At 70.6% G+C, this 23,478-nt stretch carries 25 protein-coding genes; 11 read left to right on the forward strand and 14 right to left on the reverse strand.

Annotated features, from left to right (window positions below; translation table 11 throughout):
- Positions 1 to 42: 42 nt before the first annotated feature.
- Positions 43 to 801 (forward strand): class I SAM-dependent methyltransferase, encoded by a 759-nt coding sequence (locus tag BWI15_RS00780; RefSeq protein WP_077012294.1) that lies wholly within the window; start codon positions 43 to 45, stop codon positions 799 to 801.
- Positions 802 to 804: 3 nt separating this feature from the next.
- Here BWI15_RS00780 and BWI15_RS00785 read toward each other — a convergent pair whose 3' ends face one another.
- The 4 genes from BWI15_RS00785 to BWI15_RS00800 all read right to left on the reverse strand — a co-directional run bounded on the left by BWI15_RS00785 (position 805) and on the right by BWI15_RS00800 (position 4,749).
- Positions 805 to 1,680, reverse strand: coding sequence for an aldehyde dehydrogenase family protein (locus BWI15_RS00785; protein WP_077012295.1), 876 nt, complete (start codon positions 1,678 to 1,680; stop codon positions 805 to 807).
- On the reverse strand, positions 1,670 to 3,106 hold the full coding sequence (locus BWI15_RS00790) for an aldehyde dehydrogenase family protein (protein WP_077012296.1): 1,437 nt from the start codon (positions 3,104 to 3,106) through the stop codon (positions 1,670 to 1,672). The genes BWI15_RS00785 and BWI15_RS00790 overlap by 11 nt, the downstream gene beginning before the upstream one ends.
- Positions 3,107 to 3,109: 3 nt before the next feature.
- Positions 3,110 to 4,078: a deoxyribose-phosphate aldolase gene (gene deoC / locus BWI15_RS00795; protein WP_083750489.1), complete on the reverse strand. Its 969-nt coding sequence runs from the start codon at positions 4,076 to 4,078 to the stop codon at positions 3,110 to 3,112.
- A 77-nt stretch (positions 4,079 to 4,155) separates the two neighbouring features.
- Positions 4,156 to 4,749, reverse strand: a complete 594-nt coding sequence (locus tag BWI15_RS00800; protein ID WP_077012297.1) for a mycothiol transferase — start codon at positions 4,747 to 4,749, stop codon at positions 4,156 to 4,158.
- 87 nt (positions 4,750 to 4,836) lie between these two features.
- Here BWI15_RS00800 and BWI15_RS00805 point away from each other — a divergent pair, with 87 nt between their 5' ends.
- From BWI15_RS00805 to BWI15_RS00825, 5 genes are all read left to right on the forward strand, one after another.
- A complete protein-coding gene (locus BWI15_RS00805; RefSeq protein ID WP_077012298.1) occupies positions 4,837 to 5,397 on the forward strand; it encodes a PH domain-containing protein in 561 nt (186 codons plus the stop codon).
- A gap of 83 nt (positions 5,398 to 5,480) precedes the next feature.
- Positions 5,481 to 5,696 carry a hypothetical protein gene (locus BWI15_RS39695; RefSeq protein ID WP_193432123.1) on the forward strand — a complete coding sequence of 72 codons (216 nt, stop codon included), beginning with the start codon at positions 5,481 to 5,483 and terminating at the stop codon, positions 5,694 to 5,696.
- Complete coding sequence (locus BWI15_RS39700; protein WP_077012300.1) at positions 5,651 to 5,884, forward strand: hypothetical protein; 234 nt, start codon at positions 5,651 to 5,653, stop codon at positions 5,882 to 5,884. The genes BWI15_RS39695 and BWI15_RS39700 overlap by 46 nt, the downstream gene beginning before the upstream one ends.
- Before the next feature lie 159 nt (positions 5,885 to 6,043).
- Positions 6,044 to 6,973, forward strand: a complete 930-nt coding sequence (locus BWI15_RS00820; protein ID WP_077012301.1) for a neutral zinc metallopeptidase — start codon at positions 6,044 to 6,046, stop codon at positions 6,971 to 6,973.
- 189 nt (positions 6,974 to 7,162) lie between these two features.
- Positions 7,163 to 7,615, forward strand: a complete 453-nt coding sequence (locus tag BWI15_RS00825) for a hypothetical protein (protein WP_077012302.1) — start codon at positions 7,163 to 7,165, stop codon at positions 7,613 to 7,615.
- A 221-nt stretch (positions 7,616 to 7,836) separates the two neighbouring features.
- Here the strand turns inward: BWI15_RS00825 and BWI15_RS00830 are convergent, their stop codons facing one another.
- A complete protein-coding gene (locus BWI15_RS00830) occupies positions 7,837 to 8,406 on the reverse strand; it encodes a TetR/AcrR family transcriptional regulator (protein WP_077012303.1) in 570 nt (189 codons plus the stop codon).
- 84 nt (positions 8,407 to 8,490) lie between these two features.
- Here BWI15_RS00830 and BWI15_RS00835 point away from each other — a divergent pair, with 84 nt between their 5' ends.
- Positions 8,491 to 9,372 (forward strand): SDR family oxidoreductase, encoded by an 882-nt coding sequence (locus BWI15_RS00835; RefSeq protein WP_077012304.1) that lies wholly within the window; start codon positions 8,491 to 8,493, stop codon positions 9,370 to 9,372.
- Positions 9,373 to 9,425: 53 nt separating this feature from the next.
- Here BWI15_RS00835 and BWI15_RS00840 read toward each other — a convergent pair whose 3' ends face one another.
- Both BWI15_RS00840 and BWI15_RS00845 read right to left on the reverse strand, forming a co-directional pair.
- On the reverse strand, positions 9,426 to 11,081 hold the full coding sequence (locus BWI15_RS00840; protein WP_077012305.1) for a phospho-sugar mutase: 1,656 nt from the start codon (positions 11,079 to 11,081) through the stop codon (positions 9,426 to 9,428).
- A gap of 259 nt (positions 11,082 to 11,340) precedes the next feature.
- On the reverse strand, positions 11,341 to 11,802 hold the full coding sequence (locus BWI15_RS00845) for a gamma-glutamylcyclotransferase (RefSeq protein WP_077012306.1): 462 nt from the start codon (positions 11,800 to 11,802) through the stop codon (positions 11,341 to 11,343).
- Positions 11,803 to 11,833: 31 nt separating this feature from the next.
- Here BWI15_RS00845 and BWI15_RS00850 point away from each other — a divergent pair, with 31 nt between their 5' ends.
- Entirely contained in the window at positions 11,834 to 13,213 is a 1,380-nt protein-coding gene (locus BWI15_RS00850) for an NAD(P)H-quinone dehydrogenase (RefSeq protein WP_077012307.1), read from the forward strand.
- A gap of 50 nt (positions 13,214 to 13,263) precedes the next feature.
- Here the strand turns inward: BWI15_RS00850 and BWI15_RS00855 are convergent, their stop codons facing one another.
- The 3 genes from BWI15_RS00855 to BWI15_RS00865 all read right to left on the reverse strand — a co-directional run bounded on the left by BWI15_RS00855 (position 13,264) and on the right by BWI15_RS00865 (position 15,970).
- Complete coding sequence (locus BWI15_RS00855) at positions 13,264 to 13,683, reverse strand: hypothetical protein (protein WP_077012308.1); 420 nt, start codon at positions 13,681 to 13,683, stop codon at positions 13,264 to 13,266.
- Positions 13,667 to 14,908 (reverse strand): aminoglycoside phosphotransferase family protein, encoded by a 1,242-nt coding sequence (locus BWI15_RS00860; RefSeq protein WP_077012309.1) that lies wholly within the window; start codon positions 14,906 to 14,908, stop codon positions 13,667 to 13,669. The genes BWI15_RS00855 and BWI15_RS00860 overlap by 17 nt, the downstream gene beginning before the upstream one ends.
- A gap of 213 nt (positions 14,909 to 15,121) precedes the next feature.
- Positions 15,122 to 15,970, reverse strand: coding sequence for a hypothetical protein (locus tag BWI15_RS00865; protein ID WP_077012310.1), 849 nt, complete (start codon positions 15,968 to 15,970; stop codon positions 15,122 to 15,124).
- A gap of 175 nt (positions 15,971 to 16,145) precedes the next feature.
- Between BWI15_RS00865 and BWI15_RS00870 the strand changes: the two genes are divergently transcribed.
- The 3 genes from BWI15_RS00870 (at position 16,146) to BWI15_RS00880 (ending at position 20,234) form a co-directional block, all read left to right on the forward strand.
- The gene (locus BWI15_RS00870; RefSeq protein ID WP_077012311.1) at positions 16,146 to 17,750 is read left to right on the forward strand and encodes an N-acetylmuramoyl-L-alanine amidase; all 1,605 of its coding nucleotides are present in this window, start codon (positions 16,146 to 16,148) and stop codon (positions 17,748 to 17,750) included.
- Positions 17,747 to 18,964: a SpoIID/LytB domain-containing protein gene (locus BWI15_RS00875; protein ID WP_237771072.1), complete on the forward strand. Its 1,218-nt coding sequence runs from the start codon at positions 17,747 to 17,749 to the stop codon at positions 18,962 to 18,964. Before BWI15_RS00870 ends, BWI15_RS00875 begins: the two co-directional genes overlap by 4 nt.
- Before the next feature lie 88 nt (positions 18,965 to 19,052).
- Entirely contained in the window at positions 19,053 to 20,234 is a 1,182-nt protein-coding gene (locus tag BWI15_RS00880) for a glycoside hydrolase family 76 protein (protein ID WP_077012312.1), read from the forward strand.
- On the opposite strand, the gene BWI15_RS00885 is transcribed toward BWI15_RS00880, so the two are convergent.
- The 4 genes from BWI15_RS00885 to BWI15_RS00900 all read right to left on the reverse strand — a co-directional run bounded on the left by BWI15_RS00885 (position 20,216) and on the right by BWI15_RS00900 (position 23,351).
- Complete coding sequence (locus BWI15_RS00885; protein ID WP_143465355.1) at positions 20,216 to 20,881, reverse strand: hypothetical protein; 666 nt, start codon at positions 20,879 to 20,881, stop codon at positions 20,216 to 20,218. The two genes, BWI15_RS00880 and BWI15_RS00885, sit on opposite strands and share 19 nt — an antisense overlap.
- Complete coding sequence (locus BWI15_RS00890; RefSeq protein WP_202817536.1) at positions 20,878 to 21,372, reverse strand: hypothetical protein; 495 nt, start codon at positions 21,370 to 21,372, stop codon at positions 20,878 to 20,880. The genes BWI15_RS00885 and BWI15_RS00890 overlap by 4 nt, the downstream gene beginning before the upstream one ends.
- A 54-nt stretch (positions 21,373 to 21,426) precedes the next feature.
- Positions 21,427 to 22,320: a peptidylprolyl isomerase gene (locus tag BWI15_RS00895; RefSeq protein WP_077012314.1), complete on the reverse strand. Its 894-nt coding sequence runs from the start codon at positions 22,318 to 22,320 to the stop codon at positions 21,427 to 21,429.
- 101 nt (positions 22,321 to 22,421) lie between these two features.
- Positions 22,422 to 23,351 (reverse strand): SMP-30/gluconolactonase/LRE family protein, encoded by a 930-nt coding sequence (locus BWI15_RS00900; RefSeq protein ID WP_193432124.1) that lies wholly within the window; start codon positions 23,349 to 23,351, stop codon positions 22,422 to 22,424.
- Positions 23,352 to 23,478: the final 127 nt, after the last annotated feature.

Here is a 23,478-nt window from a genome sequence, read left to right on the forward strand (position 1 = left end):
GCCCCTCTAGGCGCACCGCACTTTTCCGGCATAGGTTGCAGCATGACCAGCGCAGGGACCGGCGGCGGGTACGACCCGGCAACTTTCGAGAAACTGTTCGCACTGGAGGCCAGCAGCTTCTGGTACCGCGCGCGCAGTGACCTGATCAACTGGGCGCTGGACCGCTACTTCCCAGCCGCGAGCTCGTTCCTCGAGCTCGGCTGCGGCAACGGCTACGTGCTCGACCGGGTCCGGCAGCAGCACCCGGACTGGAAGCTGGTCGGCACCGAGCTGTTCGAGGAGGGCCTGGTGAACGCCCGGATCCGGATGCCCGGCGTCGAGCTGCGACAGCTCGACGCGACGCAGAACCCGTACGACGCCGAGTTCGACGTGGCCGGGGCGTTCGACGTGATCGAGCACGTCGAGGACGCGCCCGCGGTGCTGAAGGGGATGTTCCAGTCGGTCCGGCCGGGCGGCGGCGTACTGGTCACCGTGCCGCAGCACCAGTGGTTGTGGAGCGCGGCCGACGTCGCGGCGCACCACGTGAAGCGGTACAGCCGGCGCGACCTGATCGAGGAACTGCGCGCCGCCGGCTTCGAGCCGCTGCGGGTCACGTCGTTCGTGTCGCTGCTGCTGCCCGCGATGATGGCGGCGCGCCTGACCAAGAAGGAGACCGCCGACGTCGAGGGCGAGCTCGGCATGGCCGCCCCGCTGAACGCCGCCTGCTTGGCGGTGATGCGCGTGGAGGGCGTGTTGATCCGGGCCGGGCTCAGGCTGCCGGCGGGCGGTTCGCTGCTGGCCGTCGCCCGCCGGCCCCACTGAGAGTCAGACGCCGATCGGGTGCCAGACGGTCTTCAGTTCCAGGTACTGCGTCAGCCGTGACAGCCCCGGGGACTCCAGCCAGTCCTCCGCGGCCGGGCGGCGGACTCGTTTGAGGTTCTCGGCCGCGGCCGCTTCCAGGTCGCGGGCCTCGTCCGGGTCCTCGACGCCGCACAGGTCGATCGCGTTGACGTCCAGGTGGGACGCGAGCCACGGGCCGATCTCCGACGCCGAGCCGGTGAGGATGTTGACCACCCCGCCCGGTACGTCGGAGGTCGCCATCACCTCGCCCAGCGTGATCGCCGGGATCGGGCGCTCGAACGACGTGACGACGACCGCCGTGTTGCCGGACACGATGGCCGGCGCGAGCACGCTGGTCAGGCCGAGCAGACTGGAGTCCTGCGGCGCGAGCAGCGCGACCACCCCTGTTGCCTCGGGCACCGAGAAGTCGAAGTACGGGCCGGCCACCGGGTTGCTCGAGCCGACCACCTGGGCCAGCTTGTCGGCCCAGCCGGCGTACCAGACCCAGCGGTCGATCGCGGCGTCGACGAGCGGCCGGGCCTTGGCGACCGACAGGCCCTCGGCCGCGGCGACCTCGGCGCTGAACTGGTCGTGCCGGCCTTCCATCACCTCGGCGATCCGGTAGAGCACCTGGCCGCGGTTGTACGCCGTCCGCGCGGACCAGCCGCCGAACGCCTTGCGGGCCGCGACGACGGCGTCGCGGGCATCCTTGCGGGAGGCCAACGACGCGTTCGCGAGGAACTTGCCCTTGGCATCGTTCACCACGTACGACCGGCCCGACTCGCTGCGGGGGAAGGCGCCCCCGACGTACAGCTTGTAGGTCTTGCGGATGTCCAGTCGCGCAGAGTCCTTAGTGGGCAAGGTAGGCCTCCAGACCGTGGCGGCCGCCCTCGCGGCCGTAGCCCGACTCCTTGTACCCGCCGAACGGCGAGGACGGGTCGAAGCGGTTGAACGTGTTCGCCCAGACCACGCCCGCGCGCAGCTGGTTGGCCATCCACAGGATCCGCGACCCCTTGTCGGTCCAGACCCCGGCCGACAGCCCGAACGGCGTGTTGTTGGCCTTCTCCACCGCTTCGGCGGGGGTGCGGAAGGTCAGCACCGACAGCACCGGGCCGAAGATCTCCTCGCGGGCGATCCGGTGCGCCTGGGAGACGCCGGTGAAGACGGTCGGCGGGAACCAGAAGCCCTGCGCCGGCAGTTCGCACTCCGGCGACCAGCGCTCGGCGCCCTCGTCCTCGCCGACCTGCGACAGCTCGCGGATCCGGGCCAGCTGCTCGGCGGAGTTGATCGCGCCGATGTCGGTGTTCTTGTCCAGCGGGTCGCCGACGCGCAGCGTGCTCATCCGGCGCTTCAGCCGGGCCAGCACCTCGTCGTACACGCTCTCCTGGACCAGCAGCCGCGAACCGGCGCAGCAGACGTGGCCCTGGTTGAAGAAGATGCCGTTGACGATGCCCTCGACGGTCTGGTCGATCGGCGCGTCCTCGAAGACGATGTTCGCGGCCTTGCCGCCGAGCTCGAGGGTGACCTTCTTGTCCGTGCCGGCCACCGATCGGGCGATCGACCGGCCGACCGCGGTCGAGCCGGTGAACGCGACCTTGTCGACGCCCTCGTGCTCGACCAGCGCCTGCCCGGTCCGGCCCGCGCCGGTGATGATGTTCACCACGCCCGGCGGCAGGTCGGCCTGCTGGCAGATCTCGGCGAAGGCGAGCGCGGTCAGCGGCGTCGTCTCGGCGGGCTTCAGGACCACGGTGTTGCCGGCCGCGAGCGCCGGGGCGATCTTCCACGCCAGCATCATCAGCGGGAAGTTCCACGGGATGACCTGCGCGGCGACGCCCAGCGGCCGCGGGTCGGGCCCGGCACCGGCGTACTCGAGCTTGTCGGCCCAGCCGGCGTAGTAGAAGAAGTGCGCGGCGACCAGCGGCAGGTCGACGTCGCGCGACTCGCGGATCGGCTTGCCGTTGTCGAGCGACTCCAGCACGGCCAGCTCACGCGACCGCTCCTGGATCAGCCGGGCGATCCGGAACAGGTACTTGGCCCGGTCGCGACCGGCCATCGGGCCCCAGACCTTCTCGTAGGCACGGCGAGCGGCCCGCACGGCCTTGTCGACGTCGGCCGGACCGGCCTCGCTGACCTCGGCCAGCACCTCCTCCGACGCCGGGCTGACGGTCTTGAACGGCTTGCCGTCGGTCGCCTCGACGAAGGCGCCGTTGACGAACAACCCGTACGACGACTTGATGTCGACGATCGCCCGGGACTCGGGCGCCGGTGCGTACTCGAATCTGCTCATGCCTCAGTCCAGCGTGAAGTAGTCGGGTCCGGGGTAGTGCCCGGTGGCCAGCTTGGTGCGTTGCATCAGCAGGTCGTTCAGCAGGCTGGACGCGCCGAAGCGGAACAGCTCGGGGTCCAGCCAGTCAGGGCCGGCCGTCTCGTTGACGGTGACCAGGTACTTGATCGCGTCCTTCGCGGTCCGGATCCCACCGGCCGACTTGACGCCGATGTGCAGCCCGGTGGCCTCGTGGTAGTCGCGGACCGCCTCCAGCATCACCAGCGTGACCGGCAGCGTCGCCGCGGGGGAGACCTTGCCGGTGGAGGTCTTGATGAAGTCGGCGCCGGCCAGCATCGCCAGCCAGGACGCGCGCCGGACGTTGTCGTAGGTGACCAGCTCGCCGGTCTCCAGGATCACCTTCAGGTGCGCGTCGCCGGCGGCGTCGCGGATCGCGGCGATCTCGTCGAAGACCAGCCCGTAGCGGCCGGACAGGAACGCGCCGCGGTCGATCACCATGTCGACCTCGTCGGCGCCGGCCGCGACCGCGTCCTTGGTGTCCTGCACCTTGATCGCCAGGCTCGACCGGCCGCTGGGAAAGGCGGTCGCGACGCTGGCCACGTTGATGCCCGAGCCGCGCAGTTCGTACTTCGCGGTCGCCACCAGGTCGGGATAGACACAGACCGCGGCGACCTGCGGCGCCGTCGGGTCGGCCGGGTCGGGGCGCCGCGCCTTCGCGCACAGGGCCCGGACCTTGCCCGGGGTGTCCTGCCCCTCCAGCGTGGTCAGGTCGATCATCTGGATCGCCAGGTCCAGCGCGTACGCCTTCGCGGTGGTCTTGATCGACCGTGTGCTCAACGTCGCGGCCCGCGCCTCGGCGCCGACCTGGTCGACGCCCGGCAGACCGAGCAGGAACCGGCGCAACCGGTCCTCGGACGAGGTCACGTCGGCGAGGCTGTCCACGCCTGCGCCGGGGCTGCTGTCGGTAGTGGTCACCTTGGGCAGTCTAATCCTCGCCGGAGCCTGGTTCGCCCGCCCGCGAGTGCCCTTGTGGGCCCCGCCACCTCGTGGTGTCAGGAGAAGGCGTAGCTGCCGGAGACCGGGCGCCAGCCGCCGGGCGGATCCTCGCCGGTGCGGCCGTCGACGGCTTCGCGCAGAAGGTCGGCGTGACCGGTGTGACGGCCGTACTCCTCGACCAGGTCGAAGAGCAGCCGGCGCAGGCTGGCGTGGGTGCCGTCCGGCCAGGCGACGTGCGCGTCCTGGCCGAGCCCGCCGTCGGCCAGCGCATCGGCTACCAACCGGCGCGAACGGGCGATCGTGTCGTCCCAGTACGCGTACAGCTGCTCCGGGGACTCCTGAGCCGCCGTCTCGAACTCCCAGGTGCCGCTGCCGTCCCAGCCGAGCTCCTGCCACGGCGTACCGAGGTCTGCGCCCTGGAACTTCACGCGGAACGTGTAGTCCTCCTGCAACGCCAGGTGCTTCAGCAAGCCGCCGAGGGTCAGCGCCGAGGCTCCGATCCGCAGCCTCAGCCCGTCCGGCCCCAGTCCGTCGGCCTTCCAGCGGAACGTCGTCCGCAACCGATCCAGGGCGCCGAGCAGGTGCTCGACCTCCGACCCCGCCCTCGGCGGTTCCCACGGGCACTCGTCCAGGAACGTGTCGTCACTCATGCACAGCACGCTAAACCGCTACCCGGACGACCTCCGTCCGCGAAGGCCGCGCTCGTCCGGCTCGCGGCGAGCGGCTACCTTGTCCGGGTGAAACCGAAGGTGACCGAGAACGAGCAGTACCTGTCGGCGTCGAACCGCATCACCGGCGTCGTCGTGATGGTGATCGGCCTGGCCGGCCTGGTCGACATCGTCGTCGAGTGGCGCACGCTGGGCGGTCTGCTGGTCGCGGCCCTGATCGGCATTCTGATGATCGTCGCGTACGTCGGTCTGGTGCGTCCCTCGGTCACGCTGCGGCCCGACGGGCTGATGATCCGTAACCACATCCGCGACCACCACGTCCCGTGGCACCGGATCGAGGACGTCGACGTCACCGACATCCTGCGCGTGCACACCAGCACCGGCAAGATCCGCTGCCCCGGCGTCCAGCTGGTGATGAAGGACCTGCGCAAGCAGCGTGTCGGCGGCCGCAAGCTCGGCGCGGACAACTCGATCAGCCGCGCCGACTTCGTCGTCGACCGGATCGACAACCACCGCGAGCGGTACGCCAAGACCGCCGAGGGCGAGATCACCACCACCTGGGCCAAGCCCGAACTGATCGCCGTCGCCGTCCTGGCCGTCGTCGCCGTGGTCGCCCAGTTCCTGCGCTGACCCTCTGCCCATCGGGCCGGCGGTCAGCGGCAGCTTCGCCTCCGCCGCCCGGCGTACGACCTGCCGACCGGTTCCTCACCTCGGTGGTGCGATCCGGTACGCCGGCCTTCGCGCTGGCGACCGTCGACGGCGGCCGCGACAGCTACTGGCACCGGCGCTCCACCGGCGACGATCCACAGCAGCTGGTCGTCGCCGAACTCTTTCCCCTGCTGGCGAAACGCGGCCTGCGCACCGACCGGTACGGCGTACTGGAATGGGCGGCGACTTCGCGGCGTACCGGGTCCGCGGCGCCCAGCTGAGAAACGTTGCCCTGCGCATCGATTGTGGGCGGGACGACCCGTTCGCCGGCGCCGTGCGGGACCTGCGGCGAGACGTTGCCAGTGACGGTGGCATCCAGGCCGGCGCGCACACCGCCGGCTACTGGCGGCGGATGCTGCCGGGCCAGCTCCGGTTCCTCGGCGAGCGGCTGGACCGGCCCGTCCGCTGACGCAGGGCAGCGGTGAGTTGACGCAGGGCCAGGAATTCGGTGAACCGAGGGGAACTTCACTCGAAGATGCTGCGTCCGAACCCGTGTTCAGGCCGGAGTGAACCTCTGTGTGATCCAGGATGGCTCCGGTATGTCCCCCAGTACTCGAGAGTGGAGCGCATGAACTATCTCTCCAGCAAGAAGCTGCGCGTCCTGGCCGGCGCCGTCGCCGTGGCCAGCTGCGCGATGCTTGCGATGCCCAACGCGCAGGCCGCGCAGACGTCCCCGGCCGCCGCCGCGGAGCGTCCGGCCCCGGCGCACATCGACACCCCGGCGCAGGTCCCGAACGCCGGCCGCGACGCCGGCTGGAACGCCGCCGGTGCGCTGCGGGCGGTGAAGAACAACAAGCTGTACGGCACCGGCAACATCGCGCCGTCGAAGTGCCGCCGGCCGAACGTCGCGCTGAACACCGAGGCCAGGGTCCGGTACTTCGAGACCGAGCTGGTTCGCTGCATGTACGCCTCCTGGAAGCCGAACCTGTGGCGGATGGGCGCGCGCTGGGACGTCAAGCCGAAGCTGGTCGTGCACGGCTACAACACGGTGAAGACCGTGTGTGGCAACGTCACCGGCTGGGTCTCGTTCTACTGCTCGGCCAACGGCGGCACGATCTACATCCCGTGGCGTCAGCTGGTCACCTACTACGCGCAGGACCCGACGTTCGCCGTCGCCTACGCGACCAACACGATCGCCCACGAGTACGGGCACCACGTGCAGAACATGACCAGCATCCTGACCGCCTCGTGGTGGCGTCAGCGGCACATGACCTACGACGCGGGCCTGGCCGAGAGCCGTCGCCGTGAGCTGCAGGCCTCGTGCCTCGGCTCGGCCTACCTCGGCGCCAACAAGGCCTACTACCCGATGAGCGGGGGTCTGCTGGCCGAGTGGAAGTGGGTCATCTCGCACTCCGGCGACCAGCCGGGCTACCCGCGTGACCACGGCTCGTGGACCAACCACAACTACTGGTCGCTGGCCGGCTTCACCGGCAACGGCAAGAACACCCACCCGGGCAGCTGCCAGACCTGGTCGGCCCCGGCCACCCGGATCGCCTGACCTTCGCCTGGATTCGGTTCGGTAAAGGCCACGCCTGCACCGTAACGAAGGCGCCCGGAGAGCGTTGCCTCTCCGGGCGCCTTCGCGTTTTGCCGACACGTGCACGATCTGCGATCGTGTGGTTACCGTGTTTCGGGTCCGCACGCCTTAGAGTCTGGGTCGAATGTCGAACGGCAGGAGTCAAGGACAGTGAACTACGACGAGTTCAACACCGAGTACACCAAGGTGCTGGACAAGATCAAGAGCGGTAAGTGCAGCTGGTCGGAGCTGTCCGGGCATGTCACCCGGCTTCGTCAGTCGACCGCGGGCATCACGGCGCCGATCGAGCGGAGCCAGATCGACAGCGACCTGGCCGCGCTCAGCCAGATGGTCGACCTGTCCCGCCGGACCAACGACAAGGAGGACGTCTGGACGGTCACGTCCGAGGCGATCCGCCGGGCCAGCAGCCAGGAGGGCACCGTCGCGGACCGCATCGGCCGGATCGAGGCGAGCATCAACGACATCACCGCCCTGGCCAACCGCAACCCCGACGAGCGCGACGCGCTGATGCAGTCGACCAGCACGCTGCGCATCCTGCACTCGTCGCTGCAGAGCTCGCTGCGCACCGAGCAGGCCGAGCAGGAAGCCGCCGCCGTCCGCTGACGGGGTCGGTGGTCGCTCCGCTGCCCCGTGGCGAGCGTCGACTGGGAGTTTCCCGCCAGGTGCTCCCACTCACCAACTGAGCTGAACGAAACCGAAGGGCCCCTCGACGAGGGGCCCTTCGGTTTGTCCGAGGCGGGTGAGCAAGCCTGGCTGGGCTCAGACGTTTCTGCGCAGCGCCTCCGCTGCTGAGCAACCAGGGGTGAGCGCCTCGAGCCGGGCGGTCAGCCCAGGGCCGCGCTGGCCGCGCGCAGCTCGTCCAGGGCGGCGGTGGCGTACGTGCCGAGTTCGCCCTCACCCGCTGCGGTCCAGTCCGCCCAAGCGCGCTTGAACGCGAGCACGCCGAGCTCCGCGGCGAGATGGGCCGTCGGCTCCGCAATGCCGCGGGCCACCAGCGCGTCGGTCATCGCCGCCGCGAGGCCGACACTCTTGAGGGCGTCCCGCGCCTGGAGCTCGCTGTTGGCGGCGACGGCCGCCTGGATCTTCGGGTAGAGCTCCCGATTGAACGACGTCATCATCGTCGCCGCGCGCTGCAGGCCCGCGCCGACGGCCTCGAGCGGGGTGGCGCCGGCCGGCGCGGCCGCGATCCCCTCGGTCAGCAGCTCGCTGAGCGCCGCCTGCCCGGCGACCAGCAGCTCGCGCTTGTCGGGGAAGTGCCGGAAGAACGTGCTCTTGGTGACACCCGCGCGCTCCGCGATCTCGGCGACCGTCGTCGCGTCGTAGCCCTGCTCGGTGAACAGGTCGACAGCGGCCACGACCATCCGCTCGCGCGCTGCTGGTTCCCACCTCGCCATGGCACCATCATAGGTGACGGGACTCTTGTCCCATCATGGTGTTAGAGTGATGGGACAAAAGTCCCATCACTTGTTGGAGCTGTCATGCAGGTCTTCGTCACCGGGGCCACCGGCCTCGTCGGCTCGGCGGTTGTCGCCGAGCTCGTTCAGCACGGTCACACCCCGCTCGGGCTGGCTCGTTCCGGCGCCTCGGCCGCCAAGCTCGAGGCCGCCGGCGCCGAAGCGGTCCGGGGCACGCTCGCCGACCTCGACGTACTGCGCGCCGCGGCCGGTGCCACCGACGGGGTCATTCATCTTGCCTTCAGCAACGATTTCAGCAGTCCCGAGGCGCTCGCCCGCTCCATCGAGGAGGAGAGCGCCGCGCAGGCCGCGATCGGCGAGGCGCTCGTCGGCACCGGCAAGCCGTACGTCGTGTGCTCGGGCACTCCGGTCGTCCCCGGCCGGGTGGCGACGGAGGTCGACGCGTTGCCGTTCGAAGGTCCGGTCGCCGGGCGGAACCGTTCGGTCACCGCGACTCTCGCCTTCGCCGAGCGCGGCGTCCGTACGTCGGCCGTCCGCCTGCCCCGCACCGTGCACAACGACGGTCACGGCGGCTTCGCCGGCCTGCTCACCCAGATCGCGCGGCAGTCCGGCGTGTCCGGCTACATCGGTGACGGCTCCCAGCGCTGGCCGGCAGTGCACGCGAACGACGCGGCGGTGTTGTTCCGCCTCGCGCTCGAGCAGGCGCCCGCCGGCACGGCCTGGCACGCGGTCGACGACGAGGGCGACCCGGTCAAGGCCATCGCCGAAGTGATCGGCCGCCGGCTCGGTGTCCCGGTCCAGCAGGTTCCGGCGGAGAGCTACGGACCGATCGGAGCGATCTTCGCCGCCGACCAGCCGGCCTCCAGCGCCCACACGCGGGAGGTGCTGAATTGGCGACCGGTCCACCCGAAGCTGCTCGACGACCTGGAGCTGCTCAAGCCCTGACGTCGATCCGAGCAGATGGCAGCGGCCCGCGCCGCTGCGACCTGCTCGATCAATCAGATGCCGGCGGCAACGCCCAGGTCCTGCTTGATCGCCGCCAGCTCCGCCGCGGCCTTGGTCCGGGCGGCGGCGACGTCGTCGCCCTCGACCGGGACGACGACCTCCAGGTAGCACTTGAGCTTCGGCTCGGTGCCGGACGGGCGGACGACGACGCGGGCGCCCTCGGACAGCGTGTAGCGCAGCCCGTCGGTCGGCGGCAGGTGCTCGCTGCCCTGGCTCAGGTCGTCGATCCGGTCGACGGTGTGGCCGCCGAGCGTCGTCGGCGGGGTCGCCCGCAACCGGTCCATCGCGGCCGCGATCAGGCTCAGGTCCTCGACCCGCGCGGACAGCTGGTCGGTCGCGTGCAGCCCGTACTTCTTCGCCAGGTCGTCCAGCAGGTCGAGCAACGTCCGGCCGTCCGCCTTCGCCCGCGCGCCGAGCTCGAGCACGCGGATCAGCGTCGACACGCCGTCCTTGTCCTTCACCGCGGCCGGATCCACGCAGTACCCGAGCGCTTCCTCGTAGCCGAAGACCAGCTCCGGCACCCGCCCGATCCACTTGAACCCGGTCAGCGTGTCGACGTACCGCACCCCGTACGCCGCCGCGATCTTGCCCAGCAACGACGACGACACGATCGAGCACGCCGCGACGCCGTCGGGCCGCGACGACAGCAGGAACTCACCGAGCAACGCGCCGAGCTCGTCCCCGCGCAGCATCCGCCAGCCGCCGTCGGCCGCGGGATCCGGTACGGCGACCGCGCACCGGTCCGCGTCGGGATCGTTGGCCACCGCCAGGTCGGAGCCCTCGGCCCGGGCCAGCTCCAGCGCCGCGTCGATCGCGCCGGGCTCCTCCGGGTTGGGGAACGCGACGGTCGGGAAGTCCGGGTCGGGATCGGCCTGCGACGCGACCACCGCCGGTACGGCGAACCCGGCACGGCGTACGGCGTCCTCGACGAGCAGGCGGCCGACGCCGTGCAGCGGGGTGTACGCGACCTTGAGGTCGCGCGGCGCGTCGGCCGGGACCAGCGTCGCGATCCGGTCCAGGTAGGCGCCGAGCAGGTCGTCGCCGGCGGTCTGCCAGTCCTCGCCGCGCGGCACCGAGTCCAGCGGTCCGACCGCGTCCATGGCGGCGGCGATCTCGTGATCGGCCGGGGGCACGATCTGCGAGCCGTCGCCGAGGTAGACCTTGTAGCCGTTGTCCTGCGGCGGGTTGTGCGACGCCGTCACCACGACGCCCGCGACGGCCTTCAGGTGCCGGATCCCGAACGCGACCACCGGCGTCGGCGTCGGCCGGTCCAGCAGCACGGCGTCGAGCCCCGCGCCGCGGATCACCGCGGCGGTGTCCCGCGCGAACACGTCGGACTTGTGCCGTGCGTCGTACCCGATCAGCACCGGGCCGTCGGTGAGCCCGTTGTCCTTCAGGTACGCCGCGAGCCCGGCCGCGGCGCGAATCACGACGACCCGGTTCATCCGGTTCGGCCCGGCGCCGACCGCGCCGCGCAGCCCCGCCGTCCCGAACTCGAGCTTGCCCCGGAACCGATCGGCCAGCTCGGCCTCCGACGCCAGCCCGGCATCCACCAACCGCCGAAGCTCGGCCCGGGTGTCCTCGTCGGGGTCCTCGGCCAGCCAGGCCTCGGCAGCGGTACGGATCAGAGCGGCATCATCGACGGTCACGCCCGCACGATACCGCCCGGTACGACACGGGCCGGAGAACCGCCGGCTCGTGCTCGCCTGCGGGCGCACGCGTCGGCCGGTGACTGCCGGCGTGCGGTGCACGCGCCTGCTGCTCCTTGCGCGCGTCGGCGCACCCGTCGGCTGGGCCGTCGACCGGTCACCCCGTGGTGCTCGAAGCCCCGCGACGAAGTCGCCTGGTCCTGGGGCCGCGGCACCCCGTTTCCAGCATCCCGTTTCCTCTCCGCAGGGGAGGAGGAAGTCAGTGGCCCGAGGACTGGCAGGGGCGGGAGCGGATGTCGGCCACGTAGTCGTCGGGTGCGCCGGCGGCCTCCGCGGCCTCGGCGAGGATGCCGAGGTAGCGGGCCGACGGCAGACCGCCCTCGTAGGCGTTCAGCACGTACATCCAGGCGAGCTGGGTGCCGTCCAGGGTCTGCACCCGGACCTGGATCTTGCGGTAGACGCCCTGGTCGATCCACTCCCACTCGTCCAGCCGCTCGACGTCCTTGGGGTGTACGTCGTACAGCGCGACGAAAACCTGGTTGGTCGGGTTGGCCGGGTCCTCGACGACCGTGGCCATCGAACCCTCCCAGCCGAGCTCCTCACCACCGAAGGTCAGGCGCCAGCCGACGATCCACCCGGTCCCGCGCAGCGGCGAGTACGGGCATCGCTCGGCCATCAGATTCGGGTCCAGATTCGACGCAAACGCGGCGTACAGGGTCACGAGATCACAGGATACGGAACAATGGCTCCTCGTGGCGCGAGTTGTGATCATCGGTGGCGGTCCTGGCGGGTACGAAGCGGCGAGTGCGGCCGCCCAGCTGGGAGCGGAGGTGACGGTTGTCGATTCCGACGGGATCGGCGGGTCGGCCGTGCTCACCGACTGCGTCCCCAGCAAGACGTTGATCGCCACCGCGGAGGTGATGACCGAGGTGGAGGAGGCCGGCGAGCTGGGCCTGCGGGTGGACGACGGCGACGACGACCCGGCCAACTCGGTCAGCGTCGAGTTCTCGGTGGTGAACGAGCGGGTCAAGGCGCTGGCGGCTGCCCAGTCCGACGGGATCGCGCGGCGGCTGACCGACGAGAAGATCCGGCTCGTGCACGGCCGCGGCCGGCTCGACGGGCCGGAGACCGTGGTGGTCGGCGACGAGCGCCTGGAGGCGGACGTCGTCCTGATCGCCACCGGGGCCAGGCCGCGGGTGCTGAAGGGCTCGGAGCCCGATGGCGAGCGGATCCTGACCTGGGAACAGGTCTACGAGCTGCAGGAACTGCCCGAGAAGCTGATCGTGGTCGGGTCCGGTGTGACCGGCGCGGAGTTCGCCAGCGCGTACAACGCGCTCGGCAGCGAAGTGGTGCTGGTCTCGTCGCGGGACCGGGTGCTGCCGGGCGAGGACGCCGACGCGGCCGCCGTACTGGAAGACGTTTTCCAGCGCCGCGGGCTGACCGTGCTCGGGCAGTCCCGCGCGGAGTCGGTGAAGCGGCAGGGCGACGGGGTCGTGGTGACGCTCACCGACGGGCGGACGGTACAGGGTTCGCACGCGCTGCTGGCGGTCGGATCGCTGCCGAACACCGACAACATGGGACTTGTCGAGTCGGGCGTGTCGCTGGGCGACGGCGGCTTCGTGACGGTCGACCGGGTGTCGCGCACGACGGCCCGCGGGGTGTACGCGGCCGGTGACTGCACCGGCGTACTGATGCTCGCCTCGGTCGCGGCGATGCAGGGCCGGATCGCGATGTCCCACGCCCTCGGCGATGCGGTCACGCCGCTGGACCAGTCGACGGTGTCGTCGAACGTCTTCACCGCGCCGGAGATCGCCACCGTCGGCCTGACCCAGGCAACGCTGGACGCCGGCGGCAGTACGGCGATGGTCGCGAAGGTGCCGCTGGCCGCCAACGCGCGGGCCAAGATGCAGGGCGTGCGCGACGGTTTCGTGAAGCTCTTCTGCCTGCCCAACACCGGCATCGTCGTCGGCGGCGTGGTCGTCGCACCGCGCGCTTCGGAGCTGATCCACCCGATCTCGCTGGCCGTCGCGGGTCGTCTGACGGTCGACCAGGTGGCGCAGGCGTTCACCGTCTACCCGTCCATCACCGGCTCGATCGCCGAAGCCGCGAGGCGGCTGCACCTGCGGTCCTGAGGGCGTGACCCTGCGCCCGGGCCGGGGACCGGCCGGGCGCAGGAGTTGGGTCAGCTGGGGGAGTTCGCGGTGTTCGCGTCGCCCGGGGTGTTCGCCGAGTTCGTGTCGTTCGGGGTGTTGGCCGAGTCGGCCGTGCCCGGGGTGTTGGCGTCGTTCGGGGTGTTCGCCGTGGTGGTGTTGGCCGAGTCGCTGTCCCCGGGCGTGTTCGCGGACGTGGTGTCGCGGGGCGTGTTGGCGGACGCCGGGTCGCCGGGGGTGTTCGTGCTGGCGGTTTCGCCGGGCGTGTCGGCGGACTGGGTCGCGCCGGTGGTCGGCTGGGCGGAGGCGCCCGGGCTCGGCGTGGTGGTGGTCGGCTGCGCCGGGGCCGGGTCGTTGAGGTCGGCGGGCGCGGCGTACGCGGCGGTGCCGAGGCCGATGCCCGAGACGGCGGCGATGGTTCCGGCGACGGCCCACTTACGCTTGGCTGACATGGTGGTTCCTTTCTCGAAGGGGGAGCGCGGAGCTCCGGTGAACCCGGTGGGCGGCGTCGTACCAGCGCTCGGCCAGCGCGACTCGGTCCCGGGTGGCTTGCTGCCAGCCGGCGTCCTGCACGCGGTGCGGGCCGGTGGCGAGTGCGAGGACGACCGACGCGATCCGCAGCCGTAGCTGAGTCGGATCGGCCTGCCGGTCGAAGGTGGACAGGCAACGTTCGGCCAGCCTGTCGATGGCGTCGGCATTCGGCGGCAGGACCTGCGCGAGCACGCTGAGATGCCCGACCAGACAGGCCAGATCGTCCAGCCGGTCACCGGGACCGGCGGTGTCGACGTCCAGCAGCCCGACGATGTCGCCGGACCGGTCGACGTGCACCTGCGCCTCGTAGAAATCCCCGTGCACCGGGACAATCGGACCAATGGTGCTCTCAGCAACAATCGACGCGGCCAACTCCGACGACCAGCCGGCGAGTTCCGGTACGACGTTGCCGACCGAGCGCGCGTAATACGCCGTCCGCTCGAGCCATGTCGTACGCCGAGGCGCCTCCAGCAGCTCAGCCGGCAGCCGCTCCAACAGCTCGACCAAGCCCGCAGGATCAGTTGCCACCGGCCCCGATCGCAGCGCCGACCGCAACGTCCGCCCGCCCAGCGCCTCCAGCACCACGAGCCCGTCGTCGGTCCACCCCAGACTCCGCGGAGCCGGTACGCCGGCGCCCGTCAGCAACCGGTGCCGCTCGTGCAGCGCTCGCCCTTGCTCAGGAGGCACCGCCTTGAGGAACAACCGCCCGAGCGGCCCCGAAGCCTCGACCACCGCCCGCCGCAACGGCCGGTACGCCCGCAGCTTCACCGACACCGGCCCGTCGCCGAGCCCGCACCGCGAGAAGATCCCCGCGACCGCCGCAGGATTCAGCGCGGTCCGCAGCCCAAGCAGCGAAGGATCGTGCGCGGCCCGCCAGACACCGACCTCGGCGCCCGCAGCAGGACCACCCACCACCGTCACCCCACCCGGCAGCGGCCCGCCGACGGTCGCACCGAGCACCTCGTCGGCAACCCCGTCAGCCCAGGCGATCGTGGTCCGATACGCGACAGTGGCAACGCCGTTGCCATGAGCCACCTCGGTCGACCGCCAGTCGACGAGCTGCCCACCCGCGGCCTCGACCGCGGCGCCGAGAATCTCTCCCGCCGTCGTCCCGGTCAGCAGCTCCAACGCGTCGTGTTCCGCCATACCCAGAACACTGCCGGGCCAGCATGAGTCTCCCGTGAACGAATTCTGAGAAGGCTCTCATCCAAACCCGCCATCGGCCGCCGCACCGCGAAGATGCCATCAGCAACTAACGTTCGGCGGCGCACCCCGCTCCGGCCGCACCGACCCGCGGGGCCCGGACAGGCGAACGGCCCTCCGGGAAATCCCAGAGGGCCGTTCGTGGTCTGCGTGGGGTCAGAAGTCGCCGAAGTCCCCGCCGAAGTCGCCCCAGCCGCCGGAGTCGCCGCCGCCCATGTCGCCGCCGGAGTCTTCGCTGAAGTCGAAGCCGCCGCCGTCGCCACCCTCGCCGCCGCCTTCGCCGCCGCCCTCGCCGCCGCCTTCGTAGCCCCCGGCGTAGTCGCCGTAGCCGCCGCCGGCGAACATGCCGCCGAGCATCGTGCCGATGAACATACCGGTCATCACGCCACCGAGCGCTCCGAACATGCCCTGCGCGTACGGCGCGTACGCCGGTCCGGCCTGCCAGTACGGCACGCGCTGCGGGCCGACCATGACCTTGCGGATGTCCGGGTCGGCGCCGGCGCGGACCCGCTCGGCGTCCGCGGCGCAGGCCGGGACCTCACGCGGCGCGCCACCGGGCGGCGCCCAAGTGACGTCCTCGACCGACGGGCCGTGCTGGGGGTTGAAGAAGCACGACGGGCGGCGCTGCGGCAGCGGCTCGCCGTTCACCCGGGCGCGCACGCAGGCCATCGCGTACCGGCCGTCCTCGAGGATCTCGATGACGTGCTTGATCTGGTCGGCCTCGGTGACCTGGGCGACCGCCTGCTTGGCGGACTCGTAGGAGTCCAGCGCGCGCTGGTAGTCCTGGCGGGCACCGTCGCCGAGATCCTTGCCGACCATGTCCAGGTCGAGGTCCTGCAGCTCCTCGCCGAACTTGGTGATGTCCTCGTCGGCGGTCCGCTTCACCGACTCGACCTCGGCAGCGGTGAGCTCCTGCTGCTTCTTGGTCTGCAACTGGGTCCGGCGGTAGGAGCGGTATGCCAGTACTGCGATCACGACCACCGCGATCAGCAGGATCAGTTCCATGACGTGCCTTCCTCGACGGGCTTTGAGTCGAGCCTACCGAAGACGTCCAATTAGGCTGAGCCGACAGCCGAACGCGCCACGCAGGGTGACGGCAATCCCCGGGATCCGGTCACTTTGTGCGCACAATAGGTCACAGCTGCCTCATCAGCGAGCGGATGTGCGGAGGCTGTCCCCCATGCGTACCACCTTGCGACTGACCCTGACCGCGGTGACCGGGCTGGCCCTGTTCGTCCCGCTGGTGCAGGTCCCCTGGAACGACCCGGCGCCCGCCGAGGCCGTTCCGGCGTCCCCGTACGCCGTCGAGCCGTCGTACCGCGAGCTGCCGCTCACCCCGGCCCCGGGCACGAAGGTCGCGAGCGCCTCGGCGCGGACCGAGCCGTTCGGCATGGTCGGCGTGACCTGGCCGTACCGGGCGAGCTCGGCCGGCGTCGTGGCGAAGATCCGGGTCCGGCGCGACGGCACCTGGGCGGCGTGGCAGCGGCTGACGATCCAGGACGACCACGGCCCGGACGGCGCCGAGGGCAAGCCGCGGTCCGGGACCGAGCCGATCTGGGTCGGTACGGCGGACGGCGTCGAGGCCTCGGTGGTCACCACCGACGGGACGGCGGTGCCGGACGCGAGAGTGGTGCTGATCCAGCCGGGCGTCCGGTCCACCGACGAGAACCCGCCGAGCACGCCGCAGGACCCGGCGATCACGCCGGAGTCGAGCCGCGCGCCGTACCCGATGCCGCGGATCGTCGGCCGGCCGGGCTGGGGCGCGGACGAGCGGCTGCGGTCGCACAACGGCGCCGCGTGCGCGAAGCCCAAGTTCACCAGCACCGTGCAGGCGGCGTTCGTGCACCACACCGCGGACCGCAACGACTACACCCGCGCGCAGGTCCCGGCGATGATCCGCGGGATGTACACGTACCACGTGAAGAGCCGCGGCTGGTGCGACCTGGGCTACAACTTCCTGGTCGACAAGTTCGGCCGCGCCTGGGAGGGCCGGTACGGCGGGATGCAGCTGCCGGTGCTCGGCGCGCACACCGGCTCGTTCAACGCGAACTCCTTCGGCGTCTCGCTGATCGGCAACTTCGACAAGGTCGCGCCGAGCGCGCAGATGATGGAGATGACGGCCCGGATCGTCGCCTGGAAGCTGGACGCGAACTACCGCTCCCCGCTGGCCACGGTGATCCTGGACGGCAGCAAACTGGGCACGGTCTCCGGGCACCGCGACACCAAACCGACCGCGTGTCCGGGGCAGAACCTGTACTCCCGGCTCGGTTGGCTGAAGCAACGGGTCAACACGCTGATGGGCAAGAGCGTGTCGACCGAGATCTACCGGCGCGCGCAGCAGCACGGCGGGTACCGGAAGGTCGGGCAGCCCTTCTGGGGCGAGCATCCGACCAGGACCGGCCGGGCGACGTACTTCGGTGCCCTCGACATCTACTGGTCGGCGCGGACCGGCGCGTGGTCGGTGCGTGGCGGGTTCAAGGCGCGGTACCGGACGATCGGCCCGGACGGCTTTCTCGGGTTGCCGACCGGTGAGCAGCGCAACGGCCGGGTCAGCGGCAGCCGGCTCCAGCCGTTCCGCAACGGCGCGCTCTACTGGTCGCCGGCGACCGGGATGCACCCGGTGTACGGACTGATCTCCCGCAAGTACGGCGCACTCGGCGCGGAGGCGTCCCGGCTCGGCCTGCCGACCTCCGGCACCTACAAGGTGAACGGCGGCCTGCAGCAGCGCTTCCAGCACGGGACGTTGACCGTCAGCATCCGGACCCAGCAGGTGTACGTCTCGTGAGGCGCGGCATCGGGCGGCAGGCCCTCGTCCTCGCCCTGGTGGCGGCGTCCTTGCCGAGCGGCCTGGCGGTCGCCCGGGACGTCGATCCGCCCGAGCAGGAGGCGACCCACACGATCACCGGCCGCGGCTTCGGCCACGGCCGCGGAATGTCCCAGTACGGCGCTCAGGGCGCGGCGCTGGCCGGCAAGAACGTGAAGCAGATTCTCGACTTCTACTACCCGGGCACGGCCGCCGGCCAGGCGACCGGCTCGATCCGGATCCGGCTCACCGGCGACACGACCGACGGGGTCCGCGTGGTTGCGGCCACCGGGCTGAAACTGCGGGACCTGAAGACGAACAAGGTCTATCCGTTGCCGGTGGCATCAAACCGGAACCAGTGGTCGATCGATCCGCACGGCGAACACGGCACACAGGTCCGCTCGTTCGACAGCAAGTCGCGGGTCTGGACGCGGTGGCGGACGCTGAGCGGGATGGCCCAGTTCGAAGGGCCGGCGGTGATCGCGCTGATCATGCCGAGCGGTTCGCAGGCCAAGTACCGGGGAGTGCTGCGCGCGGTCGACGTGGGCGGCGCGCACCTGGACACGATCAACGCGCTGTCGCTGGAGACGTACCTGCGCGGGGTGGTCCCGCGGGAGGCGATCATCAGCTGGCGACCGGCCGCTCTGCAGGCCCAGGCAGTTGCCGCGCGCACCTATGCGGCGTACCACCGCAAGCGGTCCACCAAGCGCGCCTACGACCTGTGCGACACGATCGCCTGCCAGGTGTACGGCGGCTACTCGTCGGAGAAGGCGTCGACCAACGCGGCGATCGCGGCGACCGCCGGGCAGGTCCGGCTCTACCGGAACACGCCGATCATCGCGGAGTTCTCGTCCTCGAACGGCGGCGCGACCACGGCGGGCAAGGTGGCCTACCAGGTGGCCAAGCTGGACAGCTGGGACGCCTACCCGGGCAACAAGAACCCGAATGTCAGCTGGACGACGAAGCGGACCAGCTCGCAGCTGCAGAAGGCCTTCGGTGTCGGGAAGCTGAAGCGCATCTCGATCAGCCGACGGACCGGGCTCGGCCCGGGCGGCGGCCGGGTGACGCGAGTGGTCGCGACCGGGGCCGCCGGCACCCGCGCCTTCACCGGCGATCAGGTGCGGGCCAACCTGCATCTGAAGTCGGCGTGGTTCACGTTCGCCGGCGTCGACACACTTGATATACCAACTGATTGATCTTCGCTGAGCCATTGACGCTGCCTCCCTGCGCCGGTTACAACGTGACATCGATGTCAACCGCTGCCGCCTCAGGAGGAGCATCTCGATGCGCAGAAGAATTGGTATATCAACCAGGGTCGCGGGTGGGCTGCTCACCGTGGCGATGCTCGGCACCCTGCACGTGCCCGGTGCCGACGCGGCGCCGGCCGACGAGCCGGCCGGTGCCCAGCCCGGCGGGGCGGCGGCGCGCGCGAACGCGTCGTACGACGCGCTGAACAAGTACTTCGGTGCCGGGCCCGGGCTGCTGCTGGAGGAGTACCCGAACGAGCAGCAGAACCCGTACTCCTACATCTGGCCGTACTCGCAGGCCGCCGTCGCGGCGGAGAATCTCGCGGGCATCCCCGGCGCGGGCCGGAAGGCGGCCGCCGAGGCGGAGCGCCGGCTCGACGGGTACGAGCCGTACTGGAACACCACCACGACGCCGAAGGGCTACGACTCCTACCTGCGGCCGCCGCTCGGCCAGGGTGGCGACAAGTTCTACGACGACAACGAGTGGATCGGGCTGCACCTGATCCAGCACTACCAGCGGACTGGTGACCGCTCGTCGCTGGCGCGGGCGAAGGAGATCTTCGCGCTGGTCGTGCACGGCTGGGACACCGACCCGTCACACCCGTGCGCGGGTGGCGTGTTCTGGACCCAGGCGCCGTGGAGCCAGGACCGCAACACGGTCTCGAACGGCCCGGGCGCGGAGCTCGGCGCGCACCTGTACCTGCTCACCAAGGACCGGTCGTACCTGACCTGGGCGCAGCGGATGTACGAGTGGACCCGCGACTGCATGCTGGCGCCGAACGGCCTGTACTGGGACCACATCGACCTGGCCGGCAACATCGAGAAGACCCAGTGGAGCTACAACCAGGGCGTGATGCTGGGCGCTGGAACGTTGTTGTACAAGGCAACCGGCCAGCAGCGCTACCTGACCGAGGCGAAGGCGCTGGCGAACGCGTCCCTGGCCTTCTACGGCAGCGAGGACCGGCTCTGGAAGCAGCCGACCCGGTTCAACGCGATCTGGTTCAAGAACCTGCTGATCCTGGACTCGGTGTCGCACGACCCGCGCTACACCAAGGTGATGAAGGCCTACTCGGCCCGGGCCTGGCAGGAGGTCCGTGATCCGGCCACCGGCCTGTTCCACTTCGCCGAAGGCCCGGTCCAGCTGCTCGAACAGGCCGGCATGGTCCAGATCGACTCTTTGCTCGCCTGGCCCCGCAGCCGCTACGACGAACTGGCCTGAGCCTGGGTGTCCTGGCCGAAGCCGAACCGGACCAGCACTTCGTCGTCCGCGCAGGCCCAGGCCAGGACCCCGCAAACCCACGCCAGGTAGTCGAGTGAGGTCGACCGCAAGGTGACCTCCCAGCCGTCCTCCGTGGCTTGGCCGAACCCCACAGTTCGGCCAAGCCACGGCTCGACCTTGCTGACCAGGTCGTCGCCCGCACACGACAGGGAGACCCGGGCAGGCAGCGCACCGGACGGGTCACTGAACTCGAACCACTCCCGTCCGTCGACGAACCGCAGCGGGTCGGCCGCCTTCACGCCTACCCGCACCTCGAGCCGCTCGAGCTCGAGTGTCCCGACCCGATCCGTAGCTTGCTGCAGCACCAGACCGGCCGACTGCAACGGCAGGTCGACGTCGGCCTGGAATCCACAACGGAAGATCAGTCCTGGCGGGAGCTCTCCGGTCCAGCCATCGGCCACGTCGGTCGGATGCCATTGCAACCCGTCAGTCCGTCCGTCGAAAGCGGACATCCCCAACGCGGCCGCCTGGTTCGCCACCAGGATGAACAGGTCACGATCAGCACCCGAGGCGTACGCCGCCGCGGTCCACGGATGCAGCCGCAGTTGTCCGTACGCCGCGAAGCCGAACTCCCCGCCCACGGTCAAGCGGCCGTGGTGATCGGCAGGCACTTGATCGCGACCGAAGCGGTGATCGCCTGCTCGTTGGAGTCGGCGTACCCGATCAGGTCCACGTCGATCCGTGATCGATAGGTGGAGTTGCCGACGACCGGCCCTGCCGCACACACCATCCGAGCGGCGGCGCGATTGGCGCTACCGCCGCCGGAGTAGACGGTTTTGGTGCCATGGGCGACGACCCGCCACCGTGAACCGTTCCACGCCTCGATCCAGATCTCGACCTTCGCGCGGGTCGCCTTCGTGGTGCCTTTGACCCACCAGCCGTGCGCCGAGACCGCGGCCGGTGGCGAGCTGGAGATGTGCACCCGGTCGCCGTTGGTGACGAAAAGCCCTGGTTCAGCGGGCCCCGTGGACGCCACCGGCGAGGTGGTGACCTGATCTGTGTGGACGGCTGCCGCCGGAGTCGCGCCGAGGAGGGACAGCGCGACGCCGGCGATGACGACAGTTCGGAGGTACCGCATGAGTTCGCTCCCATTCCGTTCGGTCATGGGCGGAACACTCAGGGTAGCGCTGGATCAGTTCTTGGAGGCCGTCGTCGCGGCGGTGATCCGGACCTCGGTGGCCGGTCTGCCGTCCGTGGGGCTGTCTGGGCTGCTCGGGATCACGCCGGCGTTGGCGACCTTGTCGATGGCCTTGAGGCCGGCCGCGTCGACGGTGCCGAAAGCGGTGTAGGCCGGGTCGAGGCCGGAGCCGTCGCCGTAGACGATGAAGAACTGGCTGCCGTTGGTGTTCGGGCCGGAGTTGGCCATCGCGAGCGTGCCGCGGCCGTACTTGAGCTCGGGGAAGACCTCGTCCTTGAAGCTGTAGCCCGGGCCGCCGCTGCCGCTGGCGCTCGGGTCGCCGCACTGCAGCACCTGCAGGCCCTCGCCGACGGTGAGCCGGTGGCAGATCGTGTTGTCGAAGTACTTCTGGTCGACCAGGTTGACGAAGCTCTTCACCGTGCAGGGCGCAAGCGCGCTGTCCAGGGTCAGCCCGAGATCGCCGACGCTGGTCTTCAGCGTGACGTCGGTCGTGCCGCCGGTCTTGACCTTGCCATTGGCCGGCGGGTTCACCTTCTTGGCGGCCCCCTCGGCCTTGGTGTAGCTGCAGTCCACCTCGGCCGGCAGCGCGGACGGCCGCTTCAGCGGTGCCGCGAGCGCGGTCGGGATCGACTTCGGCTTGTTGTCCGGTCCGGCCTCCGACGGCGCCGACGTCGGTTCCGTCGAGGGGGTGTCACCCGCGGTCGGGGTGTCCTTTCCACTGGTGTTCGCCGCAATCAGCACGGCGCCGACGATCACCACCACCACGGACACGATCGCCGCGATGGTGACGCCCACCATCCGCCGCTGCCTGGCCCGCTCGGCCGCGCGCTCCGCCTGCCGCTGCGCCTTCCGCGCCGCGAGCTGCTGCTCGTGGGTCTTCTTGGACATCGCACTCCTCGCCTCGATCGAGCCAACGCTGCAGGGAACCTACAACCAAACCCTGAGAATCACCTGGTGATCCGCCGCGTCGCTTTCGTGGGACAGGCCAGTCAGCGGGCGTCGTACGCCTCAGGGCCGCCGTTGGTGTTCAGGTACAGCGAGTACAGGGACGTCGTGGCGGTCAGGAACAGGCGGTTGCGCTTGGCGCCGCCGAAGCACAGGTTGGACACGACCTCGGGGACGAGCAGCTTGCCGAGCAGGGTGGCGTCGGGGTCGTAGACGTGCACGCCGTCGCCGGCCGCGCCCCAGATCCGGCCGGCCGAGTCCAGCCGGATGCCGTCGAAGGCGCCGCTGCCGCACTCGGCGAAGACCTCGCCGCCGGACAGCGCCGTACCGTCGTTCGTGACGTCGAAGCGGCGGATGTGGGCTTCCTCGGTGTCGGTCACGTACAGCTGCGAGCCGTCGAGGGAGAAGACCAGCCCGTTCGGGCGGTTGAAGTCGTCGGCGACCCGGCTGATCGTGCCGTCCGGGGCGATCCGGTAGACGTGGCAGCCCTCGGTCTCGATCTCGCCGCGGTGGCCCTCGTAGTCGCTGTCGATCCCGTACGCCGGGTCGGTGAACCAGACCGAGCCGTCCGGCCGCACCACCACGTCGTTCGGGCTGTTCAGCCGCTTGCCTTCGTAGCCGTCGGCAAGGACCCGGATCGACCCGTCGTGCTCGGTCCGGGTGACCCGGCGGTTGCCGTGCTCGCAGCTGACCAGCCGGCCCTCGGTGTCGCGGGTGTGGCCGTTGGTGTTGCCGGCCGGCTCTCGGTACGCCGAGACCTGGTACGACGTCTCGTCCCAGCGCAGAATCCGGTTGTTCGGGATGTCGCTGAACAGCACGTACCGGCCGGCGGGGGAGTAGACCGGGCCCTCCAGCCAGCGGCCGCCGGTCCACAGCCGCTCGAGGTGTTTGTCACCCAGCGGTCCGTTCCACCGATCGTCGAGCTTCTCCCAGACAGCGGGAACGGTTCCGGCCAGCGGTTCGAGCAGGGACATCCGCACTCCTCACGATCGGGTGACAGCGTGGTCACCGGTGATCGTACGGCGGTCACGCGCCCAATGAGCAGCCGATCGGCCACGAACCCGGTGCGGGCCTCCGCCGGCCGGCCTCAACCTTTTCCGG

This window comes from Kribbella sp. ALI-6-A (assembly GCF_001984195.1).
Lineage (GTDB): Bacteria > Actinomycetota > Actinomycetes > Propionibacteriales > Kribbellaceae > Kribbella.

Excerpts from the sequence above, each read along its gene's own strand:
- BWI15_RS00780 (WP_077012294.1), top strand. The coding sequence starts at position 43 with ATGACCAGCGCAGGGACCGGCGGCGGGTACGACCCGGCAACTTTCGAG.
- BWI15_RS00790 (WP_077012296.1), bottom strand. The coding sequence starts at position 3,106 with ATGAGCAGATTCGAGTACGCACCGGCGCCCGAGTCCCGGGCGATCGTC.
- BWI15_RS00800 (WP_077012297.1), bottom strand. The coding sequence starts at position 4,749 with ATGAGTGACGACACGTTCCTGGACGAGTGCCCGTGGGAACCGCCGAGG.
- BWI15_RS39700 (WP_077012300.1), top strand. The coding sequence starts at position 5,651 with ATGGGCGGCGACTTCGCGGCGTACCGGGTCCGCGGCGCCCAGCTGAGA.
- BWI15_RS00820 (WP_077012301.1), top strand. The coding sequence starts at position 6,044 with ATGAACTATCTCTCCAGCAAGAAGCTGCGCGTCCTGGCCGGCGCCGTC.
- BWI15_RS00830 (WP_077012303.1), bottom strand. The coding sequence starts at position 8,406 with ATGGCGAGGTGGGAACCAGCAGCGCGCGAGCGGATGGTCGTGGCCGCT.
- BWI15_RS00835 (WP_077012304.1), top strand. The coding sequence starts at position 8,491 with ATGCAGGTCTTCGTCACCGGGGCCACCGGCCTCGTCGGCTCGGCGGTT.
- BWI15_RS00855 (WP_077012308.1), bottom strand. The coding sequence starts at position 13,683 with ATGTCAGCCAAGCGTAAGTGGGCCGTCGCCGGAACCATCGCCGCCGTC.
- BWI15_RS00860 (WP_077012309.1), bottom strand. The coding sequence starts at position 14,908 with ATGGCGGAACACGACGCGTTGGAGCTGCTGACCGGGACGACGGCGGGA.
- BWI15_RS00865 (WP_077012310.1), bottom strand. The coding sequence starts at position 15,970 with ATGGAACTGATCCTGCTGATCGCGGTGGTCGTGATCGCAGTACTGGCA.
- BWI15_RS00870 (WP_077012311.1), top strand. The coding sequence starts at position 16,146 with ATGCGTACCACCTTGCGACTGACCCTGACCGCGGTGACCGGGCTGGCC.
- BWI15_RS00880 (WP_077012312.1), top strand. The coding sequence starts at position 19,053 with ATGCGCAGAAGAATTGGTATATCAACCAGGGTCGCGGGTGGGCTGCTC.
- BWI15_RS00890 (WP_202817536.1), bottom strand. The coding sequence starts at position 21,372 with ATGCGGTACCTCCGAACTGTCGTCATCGCCGGCGTCGCGCTGTCCCTC.
- BWI15_RS00895 (WP_077012314.1), bottom strand. The coding sequence starts at position 22,320 with ATGTCCAAGAAGACCCACGAGCAGCAGCTCGCGGCGCGGAAGGCGCAG.
- BWI15_RS00900 (WP_193432124.1), bottom strand. The coding sequence starts at position 23,351 with ATGTCCCTGCTCGAACCGCTGGCCGGAACCGTTCCCGCTGTCTGGGAG.